The organism is Chitinophaga sp. NPDC101104 (assembly GCF_050277495.1).
Lineage (GTDB): Bacteria > Bacteroidota > Bacteroidia > Chitinophagales > Chitinophagaceae > Chitinophaga.
In genome coordinates this window covers 2,139,461-2,160,890 of record NZ_JBNNSF010000001.1, presented here as the reverse complement: position 1 = coordinate 2,160,890, position 21,430 = coordinate 2,139,461, and the positions used below count along the sequence as shown (strand labels likewise).

General features: G+C 56.4%; 13 protein-coding genes. 5 read left to right on the top strand and 8 right to left on the bottom strand.

Going from position 1 to position 21,430, the window contains the following annotated elements:
• Nucleotides 1-13: 13 nt before the first annotated feature.
• The 7 genes from ACQKLP_RS08730 to ACQKLP_RS08700 all read right to left on the bottom strand — a co-directional run bounded on the left by ACQKLP_RS08730 (nt 14) and on the right by ACQKLP_RS08700 (nt 12,276).
• Nucleotides 14-1,522: a TlpA family protein disulfide reductase gene (locus ACQKLP_RS08730; RefSeq protein ID WP_427322006.1), complete on the bottom strand. Its 1,509-nt coding sequence runs from the start codon at nt 1,520-1,522 to the stop codon at nt 14-16.
• A gap of 13 nt (nt 1,523-1,535) precedes the next feature.
• Complete coding sequence (locus ACQKLP_RS08725; protein WP_427322004.1) at nt 1,536-2,885, bottom strand: RagB/SusD family nutrient uptake outer membrane protein; 1,350 nt, start codon at nt 2,883-2,885, stop codon at nt 1,536-1,538.
• A 12-nt stretch (nt 2,886-2,897) separates the two neighbouring features.
• A complete protein-coding gene (locus ACQKLP_RS08720; RefSeq protein ID WP_427322002.1) occupies nt 2,898-6,482 on the bottom strand; it encodes a SusC/RagA family TonB-linked outer membrane protein in 3,585 nt (1,194 codons plus the stop codon).
• Between the two features lie 125 nt (nt 6,483-6,607).
• Entirely contained in the window at nt 6,608-7,780 is a 1,173-nt protein-coding gene (locus ACQKLP_RS08715) for a FecR family protein (RefSeq protein ID WP_427322000.1), read from the bottom strand.
• A gap of 67 nt (nt 7,781-7,847) precedes the next feature.
• A complete protein-coding gene (locus tag ACQKLP_RS08710; protein ID WP_427321998.1) occupies nt 7,848-8,435 on the bottom strand; it encodes an RNA polymerase sigma factor in 588 nt (195 codons plus the stop codon).
• 191 nt (nt 8,436-8,626) lie between these two features.
• Complete coding sequence (locus ACQKLP_RS08705) at nt 8,627-12,115, bottom strand: glycoside hydrolase family 38 C-terminal domain-containing protein (protein ID WP_427321996.1); 3,489 nt, start codon at nt 12,113-12,115, stop codon at nt 8,627-8,629.
• Nucleotides 12,116-12,168: 53 nt separating this feature from the next.
• A complete protein-coding gene (locus ACQKLP_RS08700) occupies nt 12,169-12,276 on the bottom strand; it encodes an agmatine deiminase family protein (RefSeq protein ID WP_427324358.1) in 108 nt (35 codons plus the stop codon).
• A gap of 233 nt (nt 12,277-12,509) precedes the next feature.
• Here ACQKLP_RS08700 and ACQKLP_RS08695 point away from each other — a divergent pair, with 233 nt between their 5' ends.
• Together ACQKLP_RS08695 and ACQKLP_RS08690 are read left to right on the top strand one after the other, a co-directional pair.
• The gene (locus ACQKLP_RS08695; RefSeq protein ID WP_427321994.1) at nt 12,510-12,758 is read left to right on the top strand and encodes a hypothetical protein; all 249 of its coding nucleotides are present in this window, start codon (nt 12,510-12,512) and stop codon (nt 12,756-12,758) included.
• Nucleotides 12,759-12,847: 89 nt separating this feature from the next.
• Nucleotides 12,848-14,455: a glycoside hydrolase family 43 protein gene (locus tag ACQKLP_RS08690; protein ID WP_427321992.1), complete on the top strand. Its 1,608-nt coding sequence runs from the start codon at nt 12,848-12,850 to the stop codon at nt 14,453-14,455.
• A gap of 191 nt (nt 14,456-14,646) precedes the next feature.
• On the opposite strand, the gene ACQKLP_RS08685 is transcribed toward ACQKLP_RS08690, so the two are convergent.
• A complete protein-coding gene (locus ACQKLP_RS08685; RefSeq protein ID WP_427321990.1) occupies nt 14,647-15,249 on the bottom strand; it encodes an RNA polymerase sigma-70 factor in 603 nt (200 codons plus the stop codon).
• A 122-nt stretch (nt 15,250-15,371) separates the two neighbouring features.
• Here ACQKLP_RS08685 and ACQKLP_RS08680 point away from each other — a divergent pair, with 122 nt between their 5' ends.
• From ACQKLP_RS08680 to ACQKLP_RS08670, 3 genes are all read left to right on the top strand, one after another.
• Nucleotides 15,372-16,334, top strand: a complete 963-nt coding sequence (locus ACQKLP_RS08680) for a FecR family protein (protein ID WP_427321988.1) — start codon at nt 15,372-15,374, stop codon at nt 16,332-16,334.
• Between the two features lie 217 nt (nt 16,335-16,551).
• On the top strand, nt 16,552-19,740 hold the full coding sequence (locus ACQKLP_RS08675) for a TonB-dependent receptor (protein ID WP_427321986.1): 3,189 nt from the start codon (nt 16,552-16,554) through the stop codon (nt 19,738-19,740).
• Nucleotides 19,741-19,757: 17 nt separating this feature from the next.
• On the top strand, nt 19,758-21,371 hold the full coding sequence (locus ACQKLP_RS08670) for a RagB/SusD family nutrient uptake outer membrane protein (RefSeq protein ID WP_427321984.1): 1,614 nt from the start codon (nt 19,758-19,760) through the stop codon (nt 21,369-21,371).
• Nucleotides 21,372-21,430: the final 59 nt, after the last annotated feature.

The window sequence follows — 21,430 nt, the reverse complement described above, 5'->3', positions numbered from 1 at the left end:
CACCTGATGGCGCTTATCCTTTCGACAGCAACTTTTCCAGCATTTCCTTCAGCTTCGGATCGGAAGGCCGCAGCGCGTTGGCGCTCACGATTTTGCCGTCCGGCGAAATGAGGATGAAGCGGGGAATGGCGTTGATGTTGAACTTCTTCACGAAATCGGAACTAAAATCCTTATCGGCCAGCACCTGGACGCTGTTCAGCGTTCCGTTCTTTACGAAATCCACCCATTTTCCCTTATCCGATTGCTTGTCGACCGACAGGCTCACGAACGTGATATTTTTTCCATGGAAAGCTTTTTCCACTTTTTCGAGATGCGGGATTTCTGCTTTGCAGGGCCCGCACCAGGTGGCCCACACATCGATGTACACGTACTTCCCGCGTAAATCGCGCAGGGAAACGTTTTTGCCGTTGATGTCTTCGTACGTGAAGTCGGGCGCCTGTTTATTATCGCCGAAAGTGTTGGCGTTGGCGTAGATTTCCTCCACCGCTTTCCGGTAATCCGCGCGTTTTACGGTAGCCATATAATTTTGGTACAAGCTATCGCGGAGCGCCTTGTCGCCGAGCATTTTCAAGGCGTTGGTAACATGCCGGTGCCGGAGGTTCGACAGGATGAAAGGATCTTTCACTTCATGCTGCACGATCGTCAGATCGATGAGGCTGCGCCGGTCGCGGCCCGTTCCTTCCGCCATCCACAGATCACGGTATTTCCCCCACTGCAGCGCCGACAGGTGCGACGATAACATGTACCGGTACCAGTACGACTGCTTAAAAAGCTGCGCATCGTTTTTATCCCACTGCACATCGTACAGGTCCGCCAGTTTCGCCTTTTCTTCCTTGGTCAGCCGTTTTACGTGCTGGGCCGAGTCCAGCGCACGGAATTTCTTTTGGTAATTCGAATCGGCCCTGTCGCCGGACTGCATGTACTTGTAGAATTCCGCTTGTTTCACGAGGTCGGTGCCATAATAAATGGCATACATGTGCATCACATATTTGGCATAAAACGCCAGGTCTTTCTCCGCGAGCTCCCGGAACGAAGCGTTAGACGATTTGGCGAATTCCTTCTTCCCCCCATCCAGGAACGCGTCCAGTTTGGCGAGGAACTCCGGCATAGGGATATACAGCGATTGCTGCGCCAGCAGGGTTTCTTCGCCCAGGGCGATGTAATTGCCGAGCATTTTGCTGGCGGTTACGAAAGCATTGTTTTCCACCGCGCCCTTGCCGGTAAAACGGTAGGTACTGTCGGGCGCATAAGCGATGTTGAGCGCATATCCCGGTTCCAGGTATACATTCCCGATGCCGGACACATCATAGAAACCCTTTGCGGGGATATTGATCTTCCCGCTGAATGAACCATCGGCCTCCACGGGAATGGTCAGGTCGGCACCTTCCGTGTTGCGGATATGCAACGGCGTGGTGATATCGTCCTGTTTGAGCTGGCCCGCAAGGGCGGCGGTGCCCTTCTGGGCGTATGCGGCGGCATGCAGAACGATGCCCGACGCGAAACAAAGCATGAGTTTTCTCATATTTACTGGCATATTAGCGGTCATTTAAAATGATATCAGGGTTGAATTGCTGTACCCGCGCGGGTATCTGGAAAACATACTTTTTGTCGCCCGGCGCCAGGGTGGCCTGCACGGCTCCCGTGCTGCGGAGCACCCTGTCCACCTTCGGCATGAGCCCCTCCTGGTCGAGGCGCTTCATATCCATCCATCGCTGCCCGCGGAAGGCGAGCTCCTTCCTGCGCTCCAGCAGTACTTTCTGCAGGGCATCGGTTTTATTGGCGGCAGTAAGTGGCGCGTATGCGTCCGTGTCGATGCGGTAGCGGCGCAATTGGTTGATGACGTCCATGGCGGCGGCGGGCTGGTCCATCCGCGCCAGCGCTTCGGCTTTCGTCAGGTACATTTCCGGGAAGGTGCTGCCGAAGTTGAACCATCCGGGCTCCGCGTTATAGGTATAAAAACCCGAGCCCGCGGGCCACTCGTACGTCAGCAGGGTTTTGCGGCGGTCGGAATCCGGGTACAGGTCTGCCAGGCTTTTCTGCAACCTGCCGCCGGCCGGCAGCATATAATCCAGCGAACCGCGCTGCCACAGCACTTCGGGGTTGGAGTCCATCGACGGGAAGTCCCATACGTCCACATAATCGTTGTAATCGATCAGGGTATGCTGCATGGAAAGCGCCAGGTCGGCGTATTTGCCCGCTTCCGGGAAGTTGCGCATGTACAGGTAGATCCTTGCCAGCAGGCCGTAAGCGGCGTATTTGGTAGGCCGGTGCTTGTTGAGATTGGTCAGCGGAAGGGAAGGAATGGCGCGATGCAGCGCGTTGAGCATGCTGTCGAGCGTTACCTGTACCGACGCGCGCTGCGGCGTTTTGTCGGTCACATCCGTGCTCGTGACCAGCGGCAGCCCGGGATCTTTCGCCGCCGTAGCGGGATTGTACGCTTTGGCAAAAATCGTCAGCAGCGTGAAATAACAATCCGAGCGGATCACCAGCGCCTCGGCCTCCACGGATTTCCGCTGGGCCTCGGTGCCATCGCTCACCTTCAGCACGTTATTAATGATCACATTGGCGTGATAGATCGTGTTGTACAGTGGCCCCCAGGCGATGGGGTCCGACTGTTCGTTCTGGTCCAGCCCTTCGCGCCAGAAGTAAGCATTGGCGGAAGGCGCGGTGCTGAGATCGTCGAATTCTTCGTAATAATCATCTGAAATCTCCAGCAGTACGGTGGGATAGCTGAAGTTCATGTTCCGGGAATTCAGCATCAGCTGGAAATCGTTCACCTTATCGGGGATCACGATCCCTTTGGGCTTTACGTCGAGGAACTTGTTGCAGCCCGTCACCGATAATGCGGCCGCTGCCAGCGTAAGGAAAATATATTTGAATTGCATGATGTTCGGGCCTTAGAAGTTAGTGAAAAGGGAAAGGCTGTACAGCGGCTGTACTTCCAGCCTGCGGCGGCCGCTCACGCGGTCGATGGCTTCCGGATCGATATCGTTTCCGCTGAACGTGTATTTGAACATATTCTGCCCCTGCAGGCGCAGCTGCGTGCGGGAGAAGCCCGCCTTCTTCATGAAAGCGAAATTGGCGTTCCAGGTCAGCACCACATCGCGCAGGCGGATGTAATCGGCCCGGCGCACGTATTGCGATGCATACTTGTAGCCATACCGGGCGTACGACGAAAAATAATACGGGTCCGCCGCCCTGCCGGGCGTAAATCCGGGTATCTGCGTCACCAGTTCGTCTCCGGGCTGCTTCCAGTAATTGGCGGAACCTTCCAGCAGCGGCGACGCGTAAGACCCAAGGTTGTCCGGGCTGGGCTGTTCCACACGCATCACGTGGCCGCCGTAATACATGAAGAGGAACGACAGGTCGAAAGCCCCTACCGTAAACTGGTTGTTCAGGCCCAGCACGTATTTGGGCGTAACCGTCCCGTTGTAAATGAGATCGTCGAACGTGACGTCCACCACGGCCGCGCCGTAGAAATTGAGGATATGCTGCCCGCCTTTCCGGTCGTTCACGAAGGGTTTGCCCATGTTGGTGAGGCCGCCGTAATGATAACTGAACAAGGCATCCATCGGATAACCTTTCCGGTTGATGCGGTTGCTGGTGATGCTCTGAGAATTATCATATTCCGTGGCTTTCACCGCCAGCACCTTGTTGTGGTTCAGCGATGCGGTGAGCGAGGTCCGCCATTCGAACTTCCGGCTGCGCGCGTTCACAGATGAAATGAGCAGGTCTACCCCGCTGTTGCGGATGGTGGCGGTATTGGCGTTGTACTGGTTGAACCCGGTGGTGGGATCGGCGTCGTACTGCCCGAACACGTCGTTGGTCCGCTTCACGTAATAATCCACCGAGCCGTACAGCCGGTTGTTGAAGAACCCGTAATCGAGGCGGAGGTTGTAGGAGCGGGTGGTTTCCCAGCGGAGCGACTGGTTCTCCGGCGTCAGCACGAAATACGCGGGCTGCGATACGTCGAACAGATTATTGAGCTGCGATTGCAGGATGAGGAACGGTCCGTTATTGCTCAGGGGCACGTTGCCGTTGAGGCCAGTGGTGGCGTTCAGCTTCAGTTCGCTGATCCAGGTTTTGTCTTTCAGGAAATCCTCCATATGCATGCGCCATGCCAGGCCGGTAGACCAGAGCGGGCGGTATTTATACTTGGGGTCCACGCCGAAGAGGTTCGACTGGTCGATCCGGTAACTGCCCGTTGCGATGTATTTGCTTTTGTAGATATAGGTGGCTTGTGCGTAATACGACATGAAGCGGCGGTCGCTGCTGGTTTCGTTGAAGTAATTCGCCAGGTTCATGCCGGTGCCGTACGTGTTCGCGTCGGGAAAAGCGGGGCGGGTAGACAGGGATGCGCGCTGGAGGTTGACGGGCTTGCTGAGCAGCGTTTGACCGTCGTACCCGAAGAAGCTGGCCAGCGTGGCGTCTGCGGTCGTCCTGCGTTGTTCGGCGCCCAGCATGCCGGTGATCTCATGGTCGCCGAAACGTTTATCGGCGTTGAGCTGTCCGCGGAGCGTGTAGTTCATGGCATTTTGGTCGGTTTTGCGGAGGATGTTGCCCTGCGGTACGTCGATGAACTGCGGGCGCCCGCTGGCGTCTTTCGTGGCTTTCATATTGAGCAGCTGGCGCACTTCATAGGCCGATTCCAGCAACAGGTTTTTCGAAACGCCCTGCAGGTATTCGTAGTTCCCGCCCACTTCCGCGGTGAGCCAGGAAGCGATTTTCCCTTCCAGCCGGGCCTGTACTTTCAGCGAGTTGGTTTTGATATCGGTGGTATTGGCGGTCAGCTGCCGGTAAGGATAATAAAGCTGATCGTACAGCCCCGCGGCTATCAGCCGGTCGTTCCGGGCTTTCGAAGTGCCGGTGTTGAGGTAGTCGCGGTTGGGGCCCTGCACAACGGAAACGGGATTGCCATGTTCGTCGGTAAGGCGTTCGTAGGGATAGAAGTCCGTCAGCGAAGGGATCACGCCCTGGCCGGATGCGGCATGGGCGTATGTGCTGCGGAAGTCCATCCGTATGCGCGGCGACAATTGAAAAGTATTGGCCAGGTTGAGCATGAGCTGGTCGTTCTTCGCGTTCATGCCTTCGCGCTTCTCGCCGATATAATTCACACCGAAGAGATAGGTGCTTTTCTCACCGCCGCCGCTCACGTCGAGGTTGAGGTTATGCGCGGCGCGGGAGCGGTAGAACAGGTTTTCGTAATCGCGGCGGTTGTCGTACCCTGCAATGGAATCGAGCCTTTGCCGGGCGATGGCGGGCGTGATGCGGTTGGCTTTTTCGTCGAACAGGATCTGGAACACCGGTGCCGGCGGCCCTCCTGTGATGGTGTAGCTGGATTCTGAGGGATTGGACCTGCGGAACTGCGCTTCCTGCAGCCCGGCGAATTCCCCTGCGCCGGCATAGCGCAGGTACCCGAAATCGGGCGCGGCCTGCATGGCGGTGGTGGCGCGGAAATTGAAGCGGGCTTTGCCGGCCTGGCCCCTCCGCGTTTCCACGACGATCACGCCGTTGGAAGCGCGCACCCCGTAAATGGATGCCGCGGCGGCATCGCGCAGTACGGAAATGGAAACGATGTCGATGGGATTGATGGTATTGAGGTCGATCTCCGTCGGGAAGCCGTCTACCACGATCAGCGGCTTTTTCACCGCATCGAAAGTGGATACACCGCGGATAGACAGCTCGCCCGTCTGGCTGTTATACACCAGCCCCGGCACTTTACCCTCGAGGCTTTCGAGGAAGTTGCCGGTAACGGCCACGCGCTGGTCGTATTCCTTTTCGGTGATGACAGAAGCGGCGCCGGTGAGCTGGTACTTTGGGACTTTCTTATACCCCGTGGAAATGGTCACGTTCTCCAGGTTTACCGCTTCGGGCTGCAGCGGGATCTTCAGCGTGCTTTGCCCGCCGATGGAAATTTCCTGCATACGGAACCCCATCATCTGCACGAGCACGATATCGCCTTTGCCGGCGTTGAGCCGGAACGTGCCGTCTTCGCCTGTAACGGCGCCATTGGTGCCGCCTTTCCTGCGGAGCGTGGCGCCGGGGATGGGCGCGCCCTGCTCATTGGTCACGATACCGGTGATGACCTGCTCCTGCGCGCTGGCCATTTCTTCCCGGATGGCGGCTTCCTTTTCCGGTACACCGGCAGATGGCGCTTTGGGGGTCAGCAGGATGGTGTTCTGTTTAATGACATACTTCAGCGGTTGCTGTTCGAATATCTTATCCAGGAACGTTTGCAGCGGCATATTGCTGGCGTTCACGGTAACTTTTTTCGCGTCTTTCAACAGTCCGGAACTGTACACCACGAGGTAACCGGTCTGCGCTTTGATGACGGAAAACGTTTTCTCCAGCGGCACGTTCTTACCGGCGTACGTGATCTTTTGCGCATAGGCTGCGATGCTGAAAAACCATAGCATCGCGGTGATGACAGTTACATGGATCTTGGTTGGCAACCGGCGGTAGCCGCCGTCTGTACAGGGCATACGATGCCCGTACCGGTTGCATCGAGCGTTTGATTGCATAGCTGTTTGCAAAGGTTTAGTTGATAAAATAGCGGCGCTGTGCCGTTTCCGTTAATCGGCGGGAATAGTCACCTTCCGGAATTCCCTCAGGGCGATACGATCAGCTTCCGGCCTTCGATCCGGAAATGCACCCCTGATCCTTCCAGGAATTCCAATACGTCTTTCAGTTCCAGGTTGCGGCCCATTTCTCCCCCGAAGGTGAGCACGGGCACCTGTTTTTCATATACAACTTCTACGTCGTACCAGCGCGAAAGCTGGCGCATGACGGTTTCGAGGCTGGCGTTCTCGAAATGGAAAACACCGTTTTTCCAGGCTACGGCCTGTGCCAGGTTGGCGTTGTTGTTGACGGAAAGCTGGCCGTCCGCCACGGCTTCCTGCCCGGGATCGAGGATACGCTCCCCGCCCGCGGCCTTCACGCGTACCCTGCCCTGCAGCAGCGTGGTACGTTGCACTTTCTCATCTTTATAGGCATTGATATTGAAGCTGGTCCCCAGTACCTGGACCTCCGTTCCGCCGGCCACATCCACGACGAAAGGCCGCGCGGCGTCTGCCGCTACTTCCAGGTACGCCTCTCCTTCTACTTTCACTTTCCGCTCCCCGCCGGTGAACGCGACGGGATATCGCAGCGTAGATGCGGCGTTCAGCCAGATTTTGGTGCCGTCCGGTAACACGACCTGGAATTGCCGGCCCGGCGGCGTGGCAATGGTGTTAATGGCATCGGCCGATCTGCCGGCATCGTGTTTTTCGTCGTAGGAAAGCCGTCCGTTCTGCAACATGAGCGTGGTGGCGCCCTGCGTGGTTACGACCCCGTTCTGCATGCTGTCCAGCACCACTTCGGTACCATCGGCGAGTGTGAGGATGGCTCCTTCGCGGCCGGGGCGTATCGCGTCACCGGAACGGATATCCGCCACTGCGCCTTGCTGTCGTTGGGAACGCTGCGCAGTCATCCAGATGCCGGCTCCCAATAAAATGGCCACGGCAGCGGCGGCGGGCCACCAGCGCCGGAGGGGGCGGACGATCGTTTGCGGCGTGGATTCCCGCTCGCGGGCGGCCTGCATCACCTGCGCGAAGGCTTCCTCCTTCGATCCCGGAAGCACGTCGGTAAAGCGGGCTTTCCACAGGACGGCCTCGATGGCCGCTTCCTGTTGGCTGGCCGCTCCCTCGTCGGCGAAATGCCGGCGGAGGGCGTCCAGTTCCGCTTCGGAGATCGTGTCTTCCAGGAACTTTTGCAGGAGCGAATCTAATTCGGACGGGTGCATATGCATGGTTTGTTGGAGTAAAGACAATAAAAGAGGCGGGGGTAAGACGTGCCGGCCGAAATATTTTTTATTTCGACAGCAAAAACAGCAGCAGCCCCAGCCGGGCGCCGTTTTTGCCGAGGTGCCGCCGGATGGCGAGCAGGCACCGCACCATGTACGTTTTGGATGAAACGACGGAAATATTCATTTTTTGCGCGATCTGTTCATGCGTCAGCCCTTCCTGCCGGCTATAGAGGAAAACCGATTTCATTTGCGGCGGCAGGTGGGCGATGGCCTCGTCTACCCGCGCTTCCAGCTCCCGGAACTCCAGGCGCTCTTCCGGCGTAAGACTGCCGTCCTTAAAATACGCCTGCAAAAATTCGATGTTCTCCGTGGAGAGCACCTTTTTACGCAGCTCGTTGCGGATCACGTTGCGGGCCACGGTAAAAAGCCACCCGTCGAACCGGTCGATCTCTGTGAGCCGGGAACGGTGGAGCCATACACGGATGAAAACCTCCTGCGTGAGGTCTTTGGCGAGCTCGGGGGATTTGGTGAAGTGAAGGGCATTGGCGTACATCCTGTCTGCATACCGGTCGAAGATGACCCGGTAAGCCTGTTCGTCGCCCCCGGCGATCCGCCGCAGCAACGCCTGCTCGATGTCTGTGTTGTATTGCATGTCCCCCGTAGTGATGTGCCTTCGGATTTAATTTTGGCTGGTCCCGGGTTAAAAATAGGAAAAAAGCGGATTCGGAGGTAACGGGCACGATTGCGCCCACATTGCCATTTTCGGCAACCTCGCGGGTGTTCCGTTCCTGTCAAAGCAAAAGGAAGCTTCGTTTCTTTTTCGTGGATGAAGGGCTACGGTTTTTATTCGATGATGAGCGTGGTGATGCCGTAAGGCAGCATATCGATGTCTGTCCCTGTTTCCTCGCCGGGCGTTTCATCCGCGATGCAAGTCCGGATGGAAGCAGGTTTGAAGGAAGGAAAATGGAGCCGTACTTTTTCGGGGGCCGGGGAAACCGACCGGAGCCGGATGATCATGGATTTGCCATCCGCCGCCGTCTTTACGATCGAAATGAAAACCTTCTCATTGTCCACTCCTACCAACGAACCTATCTTAACATTCTCGCGGACAGGCGCCACCACCAAAGGCTGCGCCTGCTCCAGCCCGAAGCGGTTCGCTTTCACGGCGTCATAAGCATGTTGATGCGGGAGTATGCGGTAACGGAACCGGATCTTCCCTTCCTGGAACAGCGGGAAATTGGTGTGCCAGTGATTATTCAGCGCCCAGGAATACACGGTGGAGCTGAGTGGCAAGCGCTGTATCCATTCCGGCGAATGGAACGCACCGCCGATGATATTGGCGGTCATGCCGCCGCTTTCAAAAATCGGCGCGTCCAAAGAAACCCAGGTTACGCCTTTCTGCCCGTTCGAGATATCCAGCCAGCGCTGAAACCCCATCCAGTTGCGGTTCGCGGCGGGCAACTGGTCCACTTCCATTTCCACCACGCCAAAGGGAATATCCATCCGCGTGCGGCCATCCGGCACGTTGAACGCGAACCCAAAATGGATACCTTCTTTCCGGGTGGTGGCTACCTTATCTACCCAGTTTTCAATTTCGATTTCCGCCTGGCCCGCCACCACGCGCACTTCGCGTGTCAGCGCGTTACATCCGTCTGCCTGCGATTCCACGAGGATGGAAGCTACCAGCGGCCCGTTTTCCTTGATCGACAACCGGACGTTCGACGGCCCGGTGCCCTTCGCGCCAACATTTGGCCCGGACTGCACCACCCCTTCCGCGTTCGCCGCATATTGCGGGCCGCCCGCTACCTGCTTCCCACTTCCCAATAAATACCGGAAACTGTTGACTTTGCTGGCATCCGTATCGTTCACGAATTCCTCTCCTTTTTTATCCTTAATGCTGATGATATCGCCGGTAACGGGGTCGATCGTAATGCGATGCACACCGTTATCGAGCACATTCCCTTTCGCCAATTTCAAATTCGGAGCCGCTGCGGCGCGTGTGCTTAATTTATAGTTTTTCGCGCCGTAGGCGGGGATGCCGCTGGCCATGAACACCAGTTCGCCCGTGCTCAGCCGCTGTGCGCTCACCGGCTTTCCCTGTTCATCCGCAACGGATAAAACCCCTTTGCTTTGGCTGCCGGAAAGCGTGACCAGCCCGCTTCTCGGCCAGGCCAGCGTATTGAAGACCGCCACCGTTCCCGACGATTCGGCGGCTACTGGTTGCAGCGACTGTGCAAGCTGGCGGATGCTGCCTTCCTCGGCATTCCGGAAGAAAGCCTGTTTCCCTTTCCAGATAGCGTTTTGCATATCCTCCTGGTTGGGGTTCATGTAGCACCAGGTATGTTCCGAGCCCATCAGCACATTCCGCCAGGCCTCGTCCATCGCTGCGCGGGGCGCTTTTTCGCCGCGGCGCAGCATCGACCAGAGCACATCCGCCTGTATCAGCCGCTCTTTGGCGTTGCGGTTCATACCCGTTTCCTTTGCCGCCGAGCCCAGGCCATCCGTCCAGTATTCCGTGAAATCGCCGCGGTACGCCGGGATCACGTCGCCGTATTTCTTTTCAAAGGCAGACATGATGCCTGTGGAGCTGGAAATCACCAACCGGGGATAGGCGTATTCCTCATTCCAGCTTTTGACGGCGTCGGGAAGGTCGGCGTCGATGGGCGTATTGTCCGCCATCGCCCAGGTCATGGGAAACAGATCGTAGGGATAGTCCGCATCCTGCTCCAGCTCCTTCAGTTTCGGCCATAAGTAGCCGTCGATAAAGTGGTCGCGCGGGCGGTCGGTTTTCACGATCTGGATGAGCTTCGACGGATCTTTCTGTCCGGCCATCAACGGCCAGAACATGTACCCTTTTGCCCTTGCCCCGGGGGTATAATCGCCAGGCTGGAGGAACAGTACTTTCGAAACCCCGTCTTGCCCGATCCACCAGAACGGCTTGAAATTCACTTTATCGGCCAGTCCCGTCCTGTCTGACCCGTTGAAAGGCGCAAACACATATTTGATCCCGAACTGCGCCGCCAGGGGCACGATCCCCCATGTCATCCCGGGAACGTCCACCTGCACGATGGTGCGCACGGGAACGCCAGTGATCTTTTCCATCCGCTTCGCTTCGCCGAAAAACCCGGGGAACTCCTCATCTGCCGTAACGCTCGTATTATCGTTGATGTACCCCGCATCCAGGTGAATGTGGCCTTTTCGGATGGCATCGAAGAGCTCGGCCTTCTCGTCGGCCGACGCGTCTTTCAGGTAGCGCTCCACCGGCCAGATCACTTCCGGGTTCCAGAGGTACCTGGCGCCATCGGGATAGTTGGCCGTTTGTTTGGCCAGTTTGATGGCGTTGACGAGGTTCCGTTTATGGATGATCTCCACGTTCTCGTGCGTATTGGTATAACCGATGTCTACATGCGAATGCGGATAAATGTAAACGGTCCATTGCCTTTGTTTGGGAAGGATGAACGATTTCCGCATCACCCGCTTGCCCGCCCTGAGCTGCACGAACACCTGGATCTCCTTGTCGACCCCTACGCCCGAAGGCAGCACGAGCTTTGCGGATTCGTAGCCGTATTTGTTGAACGGCAGCGCAGCGGTTTCCTTCCGCCCGTCTACCAGGACTTCGATTTCCGACGCCGCATACAGGCTGTTCCCCGAAAAACCCAGCGTCACTTCCCGGCCGGGCTTCCCGTCTTTGCAATAGCGGTAAATGCTCGTGGACGTGCAGTTAAAGTCTTGCGGAAACGGCAGCTCCGCCTCCTTCAGTTTCTTTTCCGATTCGAATTTCACTTCGCTCAGCCCGAAAACGTTGCCGCCCCAGTTGGATTCCGCCGCGATGATCACGGCTTTCAAAGGCGTGGCGGCATGGATGTCGATTTTGGAAGCTTTTCCGTTGAGGGACCTGGCTTCCGGCAGTTCAAACCCTTTCAGCAGCTGCCAATGTTGCCCGTCGGTGGTGCCGTACAGTTTGGTTGCGCGGAACCCGCGGTTGGTGAGCCTTTCCTGGTTGTGGTTCCAGATCAGCAGGGAATTGAAGGTTTTGGGCGACGAAAAATCGAACCGCACCCATGCAGGGAACGCGGGCACGTTCGCCGCGGGACTGGTGGCTGCCGGCTGCAAAGCGGTGTGCCACATGGTGGAGGCGCTGCCGTTGTTATCGTGGAGGCTGTCGCGCAGGCCGGAGCCGTCGGTGAGGTGGGCCACGTTTTGATCGGCGCCGAAAGTGCCCGAGGCCGTCAACCGGACCTCATTTGATCGCACCTGTTCAACGATGTTGTAGACGCGCTCCTGCGCGAAAACGTTACCGCAAAAGAGCGCCATCGCTGCTGTCAAAGACATGCAGGCATGCAGTTTTTTCATTTCCATGTTGTATCCTTAATTCACAGGGTTTGTTAATCCGCGGGCTGTTGCTGCGTTACGCAATGCACCATGCCTCCGTTTACGTATAGGTTCCTGACGGCGATCCTCTCCGCCGTTCTTGTTGGACAGCGCAGCTGGATGATATTGCCGGCGGATAAAACCGGGAGACAACTCGTGATAATAACAATCTTTCGCCGGTATCGTCAGTTGCATTTTGAACGAAATGCCACATCAGCCTGACAAGCGTCATCATTTCTCCTACTGGCATTCGTATTCGATGTGATAAATGTCCGTTTAAGCGTTATTCCCCTGCATTTTCGCCGAAAATTGGACGCCGATCCAAATCATACCGGCTTTTCAAATGTATGTACATATGTACATAAAAGCAAGCGTTTCCTCATTTTTTTTGCACCGGGGAGCCATCAGGCACCTCTACCAGCAAACGAAAAAAGCCGCAGACACCTTGCGGCGCCTGCGGCTGATCGGGATTTTCAACATATCGTTATTTCAACAGTTCCGCCAGTTGTTTGGCCAGCTCCTCCCCAGAAAGACTGGTGCAAAAATACCATCTGAAATAATCAATATCGTTGTGATGGGAACCATCCCCGTTCTTCACCTTTGAACATCACAAATGCTACTCACTACATAAGAAGCCGCGATTCAGCAACGCGCGCTTCCACGGAGACAACGACCATGAAAAAAGCACTCTTTATGTTACTCGCAGGCGTTTGCCTGGCGGGCGGGCCATTGATGGCGCAACAGCCACCGAAAGCCTACACGGCAGACAACGGCGACGGTACTTTCAAAAACCCTTTCCTCTGGGGCGACTGGCCCGATCCGGACGTGATCCGCGTCGGCGAATATTTCTACTTCGTATCTACCAGCATGCACTACGTGCCCGGGAGCCCTATCCTCCGCTCCAAAGACCTGGTGAACTGGGAAATGGCCGGCTATGCCCTCGACCGTTACGATGAGGACCCGAAATTCGACATGCAAGGCGGCACCATGTACCTCAACGGTTCCTGGGCCAATACGATCCGGCATCACAACGGGAATTTCTACGTCGGGTTTTGTACGCCGGATGGCTGGGGGGCCGACAGCGGCCGGTTTTCGATCTGCGTGGCCAAAGATGTGAAAGGCCCCTGGAAGCGTACCATCTTCCCACAATATCTCTACGACCCCGGCCTGTTCTTCGACGACAACGGGCGCGTGTACGTGGTGCATGGTTCCGGGACGCTTTATCTGACCGAGCTGAACGCCGACGCACTGTCGGTAAAACAGCCGTTTGATACGATCCCCATCTGGCGGGGGCGCATCCGTCGTCCAGAGGGCTCCACGGCGCCTTATCCGGCTTATGGCATGGAAGGGTCGCACATGTACAAGATCAACGGGTATTATTATATCACCAACCCGGCGGGCGGTACGGAAGGATGGCAGGTTTGTTTGCGCAGCAAAAACATTACCGGTCCGTACGAAAGCAAAGTCATTTACCAGGACGAAAGCTCCTACCCCAACAACGGCCTCCACCAGGGCGGCATGGTGCAGTTGCAGAACGGCGACTGGTGGTTCATCATCATGCAAGACCGCGGCCCCATCGGCCGGGTACCGCATCTGCTACCGGTGAACTGGGTAGACGGTTGGCCCATCCTCGGCGAAAACGGCAAGGGATACGCTTCCGGGAAGAAACCTGATCTCGGGAAAAATTTCCCCGTCGTGGTGCCTGCCACGTCTGACGAGTTCAACAACGGCAAACTGGGTTTGCAGTGGCAGTGGAACCATAACCCGGACAACAGCAAATGGTCGCTGAAGGAGCGGAAAGGGCATTTACGGCTGAAGGCTTCTTTCGCCGAAGACCTCAAAACCGCCCGCAACACGCTCACGCAAAGGGTGCAGGGCCCCGCGTCGGAAGGCATCGCCGAAATAGATACAAGGGGCCTTAAACCAGGCAATGTGGCGGGTTTCGGGATCTTCGAGTTTCCGTACGCCTATATCGCCATCCGCAAAGAGGCCGGTAGCAATACGCTCATCATGGTGAACGATGGCAAAGTGATCGACAGCATCCCGCAATTCGCGCCGTCAAAGATCTGGATCAAGGCGCATGCAACCGACCAGCAATTTCTCGCAACGTTCTCCTACAGTATTAATGGACGCGATTTCCAACAGTTCGGCAATACATTGAAAATGGACCTGGGGCTCGTGTGGACCGCCAACCGTTTTGCGCTGTTCAATTTCAGCACCACGAAGGAAGGCGTAGATGGATATTTGGATGTGAACTGGTTTCATTTTACGGGGGAAAATCCGGCGCCTGTCAGACAATGATCAGCAAACAGGATATCCGTTTTAAACAATCCGCGAGGTGATCCAGCCAGGCGAAAGACAATTGGAAAACGTGCACACCAGCAGCGACCGCGATGCACCCGGATTACAGTTAACCATCAATTGAAAATGAAATTTCCACTGCCAGGCCAACGATTCGGCCTGGCAGCTTTTTTTTGCAGGACCGGCAAAAGTTATCGGAAGAGGAGCAACAACAACAGCAACAACCCCGTATCGTTCAACTGCAGCCGGAGCAGCCGGAGCGCCTTGCCCACGTGCTTCTCCACCGTGTTCACGGACACTTTCAATATCCCGGCGATCTCCTTGTACGACAAACCCTCGTACCTGCTCAGCAAAAACGCTTCCCGGCATTTGTCCGGCAATTGCGCGATCGCTTTGCGGATACTTATTTCCAGTTCTTTGGCCTCGAGCTGATGATCGATTTCCGTGTGGGGCGATTGCAGCAATCGCATTTGCTGATGGTGCGACGCATGCAGCAGGTCGGTCCTAATTATGTCGAGCACCTTGTTGCGCAGCGCGGTGAACAGGTAGCCGGATAAATTGCCCGCATGTTTGATGGCATCTTTCTTCAGAAATAAACCAATGAAAACTTCCTGCACCACCTCTTTCGCCTCTTCTTTCGATTGAAGCCGCTTGTAGGCCGCGTTGAGCAACGGCAGCGCATACCGGTCGTAAATGGCGTCGAACGCTTCTTCCTTCCCCGCCAGTAGCATGCGGAAAAGCTCGTCTTCGTTGTATGTTGGTGTATGGCTGATAATGAAGCGTATGTCCTGCAAACGTAACCATATTCAGCACGGGCCGGTAATATTATTTTCACATAAAATGAATGAAAATTGATTATCCGTTTTGGGAGTGGCGGTAAACCCTGTGTGGATCGTTAAGTATAGAAAGCGCCTACATGGATAATGATCATTTATTGATCCTGATCGAAAAATATTTGAACGGAGAAGCCACGCCGGCCGAACAGCGATGGGTCGAAAACTGGTACGCATCATTCGACCAAACGGAAAATTGGCTGGAAGCACGATCGGAGGAATCCGCACAGGTCCGGCAGGAATTGAAGCAGTCGATCGGTGAGCGCATCGCCGGTATCCGGCAGTTGGACAGTCTGCAGGAGCAGGTGTTCACGCCGCGCATCCGCCTCTATTGGAAATGGGCGGCGGCCGTGCTGTTGCTCGTCGGCAGTGCCGCGGCGTTCCTTTACCTGCGGCCCCGGCCGAAGGAAATGGAAGTCTGGGCAGCGACCGATAAACCCCGTACGGCGGCATTGCCGGACGGTTCCGTCGTAAGCCTGCAACCGGGCAGTACCATCCGCTTCGAGAAAAAATTTGCCGGCAGTCAGCGGGAAGTTTCGCTGGAAGGGAACGCCAGTTTCGACGTAGCCGCCGCCAGCATTCCGTTCGTGGTGATAACGGGGAACGTGGCCACCCAAGTGCTGGGCACCGTTTTCCATATCGTGGCGTTCCCGGGAACGGACAGTTTGACGGTGACGGTTTTGGAAGGGAAAGTCCGGGTGAGCAGAGACCGCCAGGTGCTGGGCACCCTCGCCGCGGGCGACAGGCTGCTTTCAACGAACGGCAACGCGTCGCAGTTCAAATTAAGCCGCCTTCAGCTGGCGGAACTGGAGAACGGGGAATTGCAGTTCGACAAGCAATCGCTGGCGGAAATCATGGCCATCTTCGAACAATGGTACGGATATACGATCCATACGACAGACAACAACATCCTGCAGCAACGATTTACCGGCAGCTTCAACAGGAGCGCGCCACTGGAAGAACTACTCAGCATTATATGTGATGTGAACAATATTACTTACCACGTAAACAAACAACAAAAACAGATCACGCTCAGCAGGAATTAACACCGCTGGCACCAGCAACATTCACGACAAGAGAAAAACTAAACGGAACGAGAAAGCCGCCCTGTGGTCAGACAAGGCGGCCGGAATTCGAGTTCTATTTGCGTAACAAACAAACCCTTACAAATCTATGCAATTTCATGGAAATGAAATGGCACGGGCAGCTTTTGTGCCACGGGCACCGCTGCGCTGTGCTGTCAACCAAAATTTTTTAGCGTTCATGCGGATTTCCACTTTATTCATCGCGTTATTCGCCGCCACTTTTTCCACGTTAAAAGCGGAAAACGTTTCCGCCCAGCGGCTGAAAGAACTCAAGCTCACGCTTAAAGCCGGGAACGAGCCCCTGCTGCAGGTATTGCGCCGGATAGAAAAAGCAACCCCGCTGCGCTTCGCCTACAACGCCACGCAGGTGAACGGCGACCAGCTGGTGACCGCCTCCTTCCACGACACTCCGCTGGAAGATGTGCTCAACGCCCTGCTGCTCCAGCGCCGCTACGCCTGGAAGGAAAAAGGGAACAACATCCTGATCTTCCCCAGCGCGCAACCGGTTAAAATATCCGCGGATTCCGTGCTGGTAAGGGGCCGCATCCTCGACCAGGCCGAGCCTCCGCAACCCATCCCTGGCGCTACCGTTTCCGTAAAGGGAACATCCCGCGGCATGATCGCCGACCCCGACGGTTATTTCGAGATCAAGGCCAGCGCCAATGATGTGCTCGTTTTCTCCATGATGGGGTACAAACCCCGGGAACACACCGTAACCGCCGGCCAGCGCAACCTCACCATCTCCCTCGCGGAAAACGTGAGCAGCCTAAACGAGCTCGTGGTAACGGGGTTCACGGAACAAAAAGTAAAACACATGGCCAGCTCCGTAGGCACGGTAAACCTGGCCAACCTGAATAACAAACCCATCACGCAGCTGTCGCAGGCCCTGCAGGGCGGCGTTACCGGCATCAACGTTTCCCAGGGCTCCGGCCTGCCGGGTGGCGACGCGGCCGCCATCAAGATTCGCGGCGTGGGCACCTTCCTCAGCTCGGACCCGCTGGTACTGGTAGATGGCGTTCCGTTCGACATGAACAAGCTCGACCCCAATACCATCGAAAGCATTTCCGTGCTCAAAGATGCAGCAGCAGCATCCGTGTACGGCGCCAGGGCGGGCAACGGCGTGATCCTCATCACCACCAAAAGAGGCGTGCCCGGCGTGGTCAACCTCCAGTACAACGGGTACGCAGGCTTCCAGACGCCCACCTTCACCCCGAACTTCGTAGATGCCGCCACTTACATGCGCATGACCAACGAAGCCCTGAAAAACAACGGCGGCGATCCCCTGTATTCCGATGACGCCATCCGGCAAACGGCCGGCAAGTCGGACCCCGTGCGCTACCCGGATACGCATTGGCGCGATGAGGTCGTTCGCCCGAAATCTTCCATCCAGCAGCATTCCATTTCCGTATCGGGCGGCAACAGCGCCGCGCGGTTCGCGCTCACGGCCAACTACCTCAGCCAGCAGGGCATGGTCAACAATTCCTCGTTCAACCGTGCGAACGTGAGGGCCAACACCAGCGTAGACCTCAGCAAGAACATCGTGGTGTTCATGGACCTCTTCGCCTCGCGCGACGAGCAGAAGGAGCCCTATGCGCTGGGACGCGGCACCGGCGGCATTTTGAGCTGGGTGTACACGGCACCGCCGAACCTGGCGTCCAAATTCCCCGATAAACCCGAAAGGCCTGGATATACTTACTACGGCACTTACGGCGAAAGCTGGAACCCCGTCGCCAATACGGAAAGAGGCGGCCTCATCAACCGCATCAGGGACGAAGTGCTCATCAACCTCCGGCCCAAATGGGAACTGCTGCCGGGATTGCTCCTGAAAGGACAATTCAGCTACCGCGTTTCCTCCGGGGGCGACAAGCAAAACCGCGACGCCTATCTCTTCTTCGATTATTTTACCGACCAGAAAACAGGGCGCGATTTCACAGATATCAAATCCGCCGGGCCCACCAACCGCTCCAGCTATTACTACACCGGCGGTAACCTCGATTACACGAAAACGTTCGGGAAGCACCGCCTGAACGTGATCGGCGGATACTCGAAGGAAATGAACAATTCCGACGCGTGGACGGAAAAAACGCTGACCTCCGTTTTCGGAAAGGCGTATTATAGCTTTAATGATAAATACCTGCTGGAAGCGGGCATCAGGCGGGATGGCTCTTCGCTCTTCGCGCCGGGCAAAAAATGGGGGAATTTCCCCTCCATCGCCGCAGGATGGAACGTGGGCAACGAGGACTTCATGCAATCCCTCACCTTCCTCGACCAATTCAAGATCCGCGCTTCGTACGGCAAACTGGGCAATAACAACATCGGCGCCTATCAGTACCAGTCTACCATCGACGCCGGCAGCGGCAACGAAACCACTTTCGGCAACCCGGACATCACCTGGGAGAAAGTCGGCATCCTGGACATCGGAACGGACATCAGTCTATTTAAAAACAAGCTGGACGTAACGTTCGACTGGTACAACAAAAAAACGACCGACCTCATCCTCTATCCCCAACCCAGCCTCACTTCCGGCATCAGCAGCGCGCCCGTCAATATCGGCAGCATGAAGAATACCGGATGGGAAGTGAAGCTCTCCTACAACGCAGACCTCGCCAAAGACCTCAATATCGCGTTCAACGTGGGGTATTCGCATAACAAATCCACCCTGCTGAAACTGGCGCAGGCCACACCGCTGATCGATGGCAACATCATCCGCGAGAAAGGCGGCTTGCTGTCTGAATATTTCGGGTTCAAAAGCATGGGGCTCCTCCAGCAGGGAGACATCGAAAAAGGCGTGCCCATCATCCAGGGGCAGGCTGCAGGTGATATCCGTTACGCCGACACCGATGGTAACGGCGTCATCAATGACAACGACAAAGTGAAACTCGGCAACGCAGACCCTTACAACACCTGGTTCACCAGTGTATCGCTCAAATGGAAACGCTTCGATTTCGAGACCATGGTAACCGGCATCGGGCAGGTGGTTTCCTTCTATAACGGCAGAATGGCCATTCCGTTCAACGCCGCCGGCGAAGGCGGTACGCCGCTGACCTGGCACCTGGACTACTGGACGCCCGAAAACCCCGGCGCCCGCTTCCCGCGCCTGCTGCCCTCCCCCGGCCCCAATGAGAAATTTTCGGATTTCTGGGCCGTTAACGGTGCTTTCGCCCGCGTGAAATATGTGCAGCTCGGGTATAACATTCCCATGGCCGCTTCAGGGCCGCTCCGCATCAAGGGCGTGCGCGTTTACCTCAATACCCAGAACCCGTTCACCTTCAGCAAAAGGGAAGTCGGCGACCCCGAAAGCAAGGGCGACCAGTCTACCTACCCGGTCATGAAAATGTACACCGCCGGCCTGAACGTTACTTTCTGATCCACAAACTACCATTCATGAAAAGGAACTCACTCATACTGTTATCGATAATTTTCGCCATTCCTTTCTTTGCCGCCTGCAAGAAGGACTTCCTCGTGCGCGACAACCCTACCGCCACTACCGACGAAAAATGGTGGAAACTGGAAACCGATCTGCAAAGCGCCCTGGGCGGCATTTACGCCGGCCTGCCCACCGGTTCCCTCGGCAATTACGATTATATGTCGAACTGCAGGATGCACCTCGCCGGCACAACGGACGAAGCGGTTTTCCGCGGGAACTACGGCGATTGGCAAACCTATCCCGTAGGCCTGGCCACCAGCCAGACCAACTCGGTGTATGAAATCTACCGGAACAGCTACCTCTTCATCCGCAAAGCCAGCCGTTTCCTCGAAAACTACAATCGCGCTTATGTGGAAGATGCGAACCGTAAAAACCGCTATGCCTGCGAAGCCCGCGCCCTCCGCGCCTGGTACCACCTCGACCTGTTCCTGCTTTACGGCCCCATCCCGATCGTGAACCATTCACTGTCGCCCAACGAACAGTTCGCCAAACGCAGCTCCCGCGAGGAAGTGATCGCTTTCATCGCCGCGGAGCTCGATACCGCTGCGGCCGGCCTGCCCGCCACTTACTCGGAAGCCGACGCCTACCGCATGAGCAAAGGCACCTGCTATGCCCTGCAAACCCTGCTGTACCTCAATGCCGGCGATTACGCCAAATGCGCGGAAGCCGCCAGAAAGGTCATCGACCTGAACGTATATGAGCTGCATCATAGTACCGACGCCGCTGTCGGCAATTATGCCTCCCTCTTTTCCTATAGTGGGATGATCAATAAGGAAAGGATTTTTTTCCGCGTGCGGGGGCAGAAGGAAGCGTTTTTCCGGTTCGGGCCCAAAAGCCTTAGCGGACAGGCCACAACGAGCCCCACCGCCGCGATCGTGAACACATACGAAACGCTGCAGGGCAAAACGATCAATGAACTGGGGCCGGACAGCATCGCTATCTACCAGGCCGACCCCGCGTTCAAAAACAACCGCGATCCCCGTTTAGCCGCCAGCGTGCTCCTTCCCGGAGAAACGTTCGTGAACAGGAAACTGGAACCGTTTAAAGTAGGAAGCCCCGATCAGATCGGCCTCACCCAATCCACCCAAACCGGTTTCTGGATCAAAAAATACCTCGACCCGCAGGATGCCGGAACGCCCTGGGAAGGATCGCTCAACTTCATGATCATCCGGTATGCGGAAGTGCTGCTCAGTTACGTGGAAAGCCTCGTGGAAATGAACGACTGGCAAAACCCCGACGTAGTGCGTTATCTCAACATGATCCGCTCGCGCGCGGGAATGCCCGATGTGGACGTGAGCCGGTACAATTCACAGGCGAGCCTGCGGCAGCTGGTACGCCGGGAAAGACAGGTGGAACTGGCTTTCGAAGGACAGCGGCTGTTCGACATCCGCCGTTGGAAAACCGCGGAAATCCTCCTGAACGAGCCCGCCAAAGGCGCGATAGACCCTGCTACCGGCAAGGCCGTCATCATCGAGCAAAGGAAGTTCAACGCGGCCAGGGATTACGTTTGGCCGATCCCGCTGGTAGAATTGAACGCGAACCCGAACATGGAGCAGAACCCGAACTGGTAACTGCACTTTTATCAAACAGTAAATGAATTTGACTTACATAGCGAAAACGATGGGAAAAA